Raw genomic sequence first — 7,073 nt, forward strand, 5'->3', positions numbered from 1 at the left:
TTGCACCTCGATACGTTCCCGACTCGGCCGTCGGAACCACTCGGTGACCGATTGGGATCGTGCTCCAAAACGGCCCCTGAGTGATTGTGGATCAGCTGGACTGCCTGAACGGCCCCTGAGTGATTGCATAGCAATCGTATCGAAGGGTAAGTTCAGTGATTGCGGACCAGCCAGTTTGTCTGAACGGCCCCTGAGTGATTGCGTAGCAATCGTACCGAAGGGTAGCCGTTCCCTTATCTGCATAAATCCGCGTAAATCCGCGGCAATAAATGATCTTGTTTTCATATTCATCACCATATCACCGCAAATTTCCCCAGGAACTGTTCCCCGGAATCAGCGATAACTGCATAAATATAGACACCATAAGCTATCTCCATGCGATCACTGCTCAGCATGTTCCAGTGATGCTCCCCCACGGTCTCTGAATCATGCCGCAAACTCCTCACCAGGTCACCATTTAAAGTGTGGATGTGAATTTCACAATGAGATGGCAGATTGATAAAGCGCAGATCATGGGTAGTTGGTGCACTGGGATGACGACGCTCAGTGACTGAACTAATGATGTATGGATTGGGTACCACCTTCACTTCAAGATCTTCTGCGTCCTCATTAATTTTAGATGCAAAACTGTTGATGGTGAACTGATCGGCTGCTGTAAACGGAACACTGGTGCTCAGGTCAAAAACAGCGCCAGTTTCAGGAAGCACCTCTGAAGAATCCCAACTGGCCTGGAAGTACCAGGTTTTGTGTAGAGGATCACCCTCCATCAACTGAATGATCTCGCCACTCTGCCACTCCCGAAAAACATTTGAGGAGGTTCCAATGGCCAGAGTCAATGGTTCCTGCCAATCAGGGTCATCAATATCATTAAATATCTGAAACGGAACCTTGGCTGCATTTGCCACAAAAAAGTCGGGATATTTAGGCGTAGAATCACCAAACACAACAGAGTAGGCTCCTGGTCTTTCTTCAGCATTACCTGTTGGTTGCATGAGATCAGTAAAACTCATTAGAGAGTTGCTTAAATTGGTATCCCAGCCCTTTTCAAGAAATTTTACCTCATCATGATTCCGAACCGATAGTAAAAAGCCATTATCCGTAGGTACATAGTCCCGACTGCTGGCATTTCCCGAAGCTTGCTCAGGAGCAAACCCATCAATAATGCTGGCACCCCATTCATTGATGACCTGATACACAACACTGGCGGCATTCTCGATAAAGCTTAAGGTGTATTCGCCAGCCTGCATGGCAATGGGATCAACCACAATGACTTCAACTTCACCAGTGCCCACACCGGTTACATGAGTGACCTCAACTTCACCAGGGGTAAACCCAAGAGGCTGTCCACCAGGAATAATATCGATAATATTGATATCGCGTGAATCAGTTCCAATAAAGGATTCATTGGAACCCACCCGCAGGGAATCAAAAGGCTGATCGTAAGCCGTTATCGCGTAACGATAGCGCATGCCGTTGACCACATCATGATCGGTCCAGCTATATTGGAGACCGGTGTTATTCCCCAGGTGAAAATTCTTATTGTAGGGATCAAAACCAGACCAGCCATTATCCAGATCAAATTGAGCAATGGGTATAAAACCCAACAGTTCTCCATAATAATCATAGATCTCATCACCCCAATCCTGATCACCCTGATTGGCATAATCAACAACAGTTCGATAGATCCGGTATCCTTCGAAATCAACCTGCTTGGAGATCAAGTCAACTGAAGCCTCTGATTCAGCACCCCAAAAAAGAGTGACCTGTTCATCCTCTCCATAATAGAGCGGGTGATCATCACCATCGGTATCAATGGTTCCTGCTGCACTTAACTCAGGTGTTTTGGGAGGTTTCGCCCCGATAAAGTTCGAATTGTAAAGGGCTCCGGCTGAAAACAGGTTATCATAAATATCTTTGAAACGATCAGCAGGGGCATTCACGGGGAATCCCTGGCTGTCATAACCACCCGGTTCAGCCCGTCCACCAACAATACCAATGTGGATGGGAATCGTATCTCCGGGTGCCAGAGTGAAGGGACCTGAGCTGAACCAGAACTGAATATCTGGTCGACTGTTCACTGGAAATGATTCCTGGAAGGCCTGTAAGGTGGATAATTCATCAATATTATCGCCATCCAGATCATGGAACCATTTATTGCGTTCTTCTTCAGCCAGGAGTTCAGATTCACCGGAACAAAGGGTATAGAGTACTTTTTCCCACTCCTCGTTAATGGTATGAGACCGCATCACATCATCCTGATCAAACCAATGGAAACCGGTAATGCCGATCTCAGGACTGTTGGGATCACTCAATACCTGGCGGGGAGTCTTGAAGAAGTGAATTCCATAAGCTGAAACGGGTCCCTCATTACCATTGGTGTAGTCAGTGAAGTAATCCTGTTTATCATACATGAGGCAGATATCCAGTCGACCGTCACCATCAACATCTTCAATACTGGCGTAGTCATCCTCGGCCCAGGGACTGGCTTGCAGGGAATTCTGTAAAAACGCTCCGGGCAGGTCAGGATCGACAAAGAAGGCGAAGTAAGCGCTATCGATGACACCATCATAATGGCGACGATCCGGATCATAATACGGGCTGTTGGGGTTCTGCAGATCATCAGCACTGCGATAGATAATATTCATGTTGAAAAAGACAATATCTTCATACCAGACACTGGAATAACTATAGCCGCTGACCTCAACATCCAAGCCCACCGGGTAGCCGTATTTTGCGGTACTGGCACCAGACCGGATACCGTTGTATTTATCATCCATGACAAAAAAGATGTCTTTATCGGCAACAAATGTTCCAGGAAGTGGTTTATTGAAAGTTGGAGAATCAGGATCCGGGTCAAGCGCCCATTTTCCCGGCCAATGGGTTTCACCAGGGGTGGTGATCCAGGTTTTTGTGCTATCGTAGTAACCCTGGGGCCAGCTTTGCTCCATGGTTGAAACGGCGATCATGGGAATGCCTTCTTCCGAGACGCTGCCATGGTAATGCTCCTGACTACCGTCCTTGGCTTCCCAATCGGAGAATGTGATGCCATCACCATCATAGAGATGAACAGCAGAGAATGATTCGATGACGTTGTATTGATCACTGCGATCTTCAAGAACACCATCCTGAGTACGCACATCTCTCCCCCAGGGACCGGGAGGCATGGCCAGAACAGGTGCTATCCAGCGGATCTCACCCCATTTACCATGGATGGCACCGGGATACCAATCTGTATTTGGTGGATCCCAACCGCTGAGCAAACCAAAGTTCTCGACACCACTGACTTTCATGCGACCGGCATCCATAAAACCAATGGCCCGGTCAAAATTTGAAGCTGGTTTGGCCAGCATCTTCTGACGATTCTGCTCCGGGTCTGCTGCAAAAGCAGGGCTGATCATAGATAGTAAAATGAACAGGTTAAGGAATACTAGCCACAAAGGCACTAAGGCACGAAGAGAATCGGGACAAAAGTTTTCTGAAACTTTATGTCTTGGTGACCCAGTAACACCTCGAAGAGTAACGTAAAACAATCCATTCTTCAATTCTGTGAGCGCTCTGTTTCTCTGGCAACTTCTGACGTACTGATGCATAAAACTCTGCGTCATTTCGGTGGACTCAATATGACACTCTGTGCCTCTGCGAGAGCAATTATGTTTCAAATAATCAATGAGTTTGTTTACCATACCCACCCCAGACTAAAGAACATGGTTCTTCTGGTGGCAGGAGCGGATTGGGTATAATTCACTCTGCGCCCTCTGTGTTCTCTGTGGTTAATGCCTTTTATAGTATTGACTACCATACCCACTCCAAACCAAAGAGCATGGTTCTGCTGATGGCATAATTGTTATTGTTGCGGGAGTCCCAATAGCTGGATGAAAGGGTGTACCAGGAGGATGTTCCTGGATCCGTGGGACTGCCGGTTCGGGTGTAACCACTCAAAATATTCTTATGATCAAAAAGATTCTTCACTTCGAAGGTTAATTTTACATCCTGTCCAGCCACCTGCAGGCCTTTAAACACCTTGAGGTCGGTCCGGACCATCATGGGCCAGCGGCGACTATAGCGTTCAATTGAAGTATTCCCCGGCACATACGGTGTATAGGGGTAGCCGCTGTTGATCCGTTGGATCAGTGATATTAAAAGATTACCCAGGGGATAGCGCCCGGCGATCTGGGGACCAACCTTTTTGCCCAGCCTCATGTTTCCCAGCATGCGGAATGCATGGGTTTGATCCCAGGGGCTGCGGGTTTCATTGCGAGGACCTGATTCCAGCGTATTCCCTGACCAGAAACCGTCCCAGGAAGTGGCCTGGAGCACGTATGATTCAGACCAGCTATAGTGCATGGAGCCACTGAAGATGCCCAGATTGCGCAGGTTCAGACTAATATCTGCTCCCCGGGCAAATCCTGAATTATTGTTTAGAAATACTGAGTAACTGTAGGGGTTATCGTGGCCTTCATCCTGATAGGCACCTACCACCACAGACCCGACCTGGTTACTGGACTCTTTCTGCCATACTGTAAATTCCACGCCGGCTACTTCTCCAACCTGATGCTGCAAACCGATCTCGTATTGGACCGATTTTTCATGTTCCAGATGCGGATTGCCAATGATGTTGCCGCGGATCATGCTGATCTCACGATTGTCGCCTGAAGCCCGGTACAGATCCCGGTAGTTTGGATTTTGATAAAAATGCCCAAAATTGAAATGAGCAATGGTCTTGTCGGTTAAGGGCAGAGCAATTCCCAACCGGGGACTGATCTTTACTTTTGTTAGACTTTCACTGATATCATTGTATTCCAGGTCTGTGTCAGAAAAGTCCTGCGTACCCAATGGATCCAGGGGATTCTCCCAAAATTCTGCGTTAGCATTCGAGGCATCCACCCTTAAACCCAGATTCATGATAATAAAATCCCACTCATATTTGGATTGAATATACCAGGCGGCTTCCAATGGACGATGGGTGTAACTCGTGGGAAAAGGGTCAACCCCGCTGATGTTCTGATAAGAAGTGTAGTCGATCTCCATCTGGTTGATCTGAATACCTGATTCCAGGGTTGTCACCGGGTTCGGATTCCAGGTGAAATCAGATCTCAACTCGTAATTGATACTGTATTCATCATCATACCAACGGTTGTCAGCCAGCAAATAGAAAGCTGTTTCAAAGGGATCCCGAATACTTTCATCAGAGGATACAGCAATATAGTCCTCTGGACTTTTATCGTAATTCTCTGGAGGTCTGAAGACTCCCCATATCCCATCGGAGTATCGATTCTCATAATTTTTCAGAATCCTGATTTCGCGTTGCTGATCAAACCGGGAAATGATCAAATTCCAAAAGAAGTTTGGCGATAAGGTCTGATTCAAAGATAAAGTATATTTATCGGATCTTAGGAATTGGACATTTTGACCGGCCATATGATAGATGTAATAGGAGTTACCTGAATTGAACTGACGATAGCGATTATCACCCAAATAGGAGAAGATTATTTTCATATTTGATAGTGGATAGTAAGTAAACTTCGAGAAAAGATTGATACTGTTATTCCAACCAAAGCCCTGCCAGCCCTTGAACTGATCCAGCGGGTTTACCTCTTTACCGTCTGGACCCTCAATATCATTGAAGGCACCAAGCAAGCCAGGGTATATTGAGTCGAGATGACCATATTCAACATAACCATCAAAGATTTCAGCCGAAGTTGGCAGTGTGTCCAAAAGACCATCTCCATTGAGATCCTGGATGCGCAGATCATCCCAGATAATGTCATCATATTTATAAATTGAACCGGTTTTAGTACTCAGATCCACAGTGGTGAGAAAGGATGCTTTTCCCAGAAAATTAAGCGGCCCGGAAAGCATGGCCTGAAACTGCTGATTGGCCTGAGCCCGCCCCTTATCGTTGGTCAATACCCCCACAGCGAATGGATCGCTGGACATATATTTCAAGGAACCATCCCATTGCTGGGAACCTTCCCGAGTACTTAGATTAATCACACCAGAAAGGGCATTTCCATATTTTGCATTAAAGCCACCTGAGGCAATGGTCAATTGATCGATGGCACCCACACTGATATTGGTACCAAAGCCACCAAATAAGGGATTGGACACTTTAACACCATCGATCATGAGGGCAACTTCATTGTTCCGGCCACCCCGCAATCGGACATCATCGATACCACGATCATTATACCCGGATTTGGCAATAGGAGTACCACTCAGGACATCAATATTCGATTGAGTTTCCAGAAGACCATTAAAATCCTGAATGGGTGCAGATGCTATTTCTTCCCGGGACATTGAGGTCATCTTGGTTGTGGCATCTTTGCGAACCAGGGGCTTTTCAGCAACAACCACAACCTCCTGTCCTTCAAGTGAGGCAGTATTCATTTCAACATCAACCGGTGTGGTTAGATCAGGTACAACCTCAACGCCTTTAATGCGTACAGTTGAATACCCGATCATGCTGACCATTAATGTATGTGAACCCGGTATAACATTCCGGATATGATAACGACCATCCAGATCCGTACTGGCACCATAGGGAGTGTTCAGGACCACGACATTAACACCGATCAGGACCTCTCCGGATCCGGAGTCTCTAACCTGACCCGAGATGGTTCCCCGAACCTGTCCCCAGGCGGAGCCCAATAAAAGAACGGCCACAACAACTGTAAATCTTAAGATGGTCAACTGTGTATCCTGTATTCCAACGGGTCATCTCTGCAATATGCAGAGATGACCCGTTATTATTCTACTTATTTTAAATCGTGCTATTCATCAAATCCTATTTCAAATAGAGCATCTTGATCACATGTGAATATGATGCTGTTTGGATCCGACAAAGATAGACACCTGTGGCAACCTGCAGACCTGCCTGTGATGCACCATTCCACTGTAAAGCATAACTGCCGGCGGACTGACTTCCAACCTGAAGTTGGTTCACCACGCGACCTTTAATATCGTATATGGTGAGAAAAACCTCGGCGGCTTCCGGCAGATCGTAACGAATGGTTGTGGTAGGATTAAAGGGATTGGGATAATTCTGATACAGCGCATAAGCTTCAGGAATTACC

Annotated in this window: 4 protein-coding genes; all 4 read right to left on the reverse strand. The window is 46.6% G+C overall.

All coding sequences use genetic code 11. The features are described 5' to 3' along the window. Positions 1-243, reverse strand: a 243-nt coding sequence (locus U9Q77_11260; GenBank protein MEA3287934.1) for a hypothetical protein, incomplete at its 3' end; no start/stop codon positions are given. 47 nt (positions 244-290) lie between these two features. Beyond that, a complete protein-coding gene (locus U9Q77_11265) occupies positions 291-3,398 on the reverse strand; it encodes a hypothetical protein (protein MEA3287935.1) in 3,108 nt (1,035 codons plus the stop codon). A gap of 394 nt (positions 3,399-3,792) precedes the next feature. Beyond that, positions 3,793-6,690, reverse strand: a complete 2,898-nt coding sequence (locus U9Q77_11270; GenBank protein MEA3287936.1) for a TonB-dependent receptor — start codon at positions 6,688-6,690, stop codon at positions 3,793-3,795. A 94-nt stretch (positions 6,691-6,784) separates the two neighbouring features. After that, positions 6,785-7,073 (reverse strand): FlgD immunoglobulin-like domain containing protein (locus U9Q77_11275; protein ID MEA3287937.1); only part of this gene is annotated, 289 nt, incomplete at its 5' end.

This window comes from Candidatus Neomarinimicrobiota bacterium (assembly GCA_034716895.1).
In the GTDB taxonomy this organism is placed as follows: domain Bacteria; phylum Fidelibacterota; class UBA8477; order UBA8477; family JABMPR01; genus JABMPR01.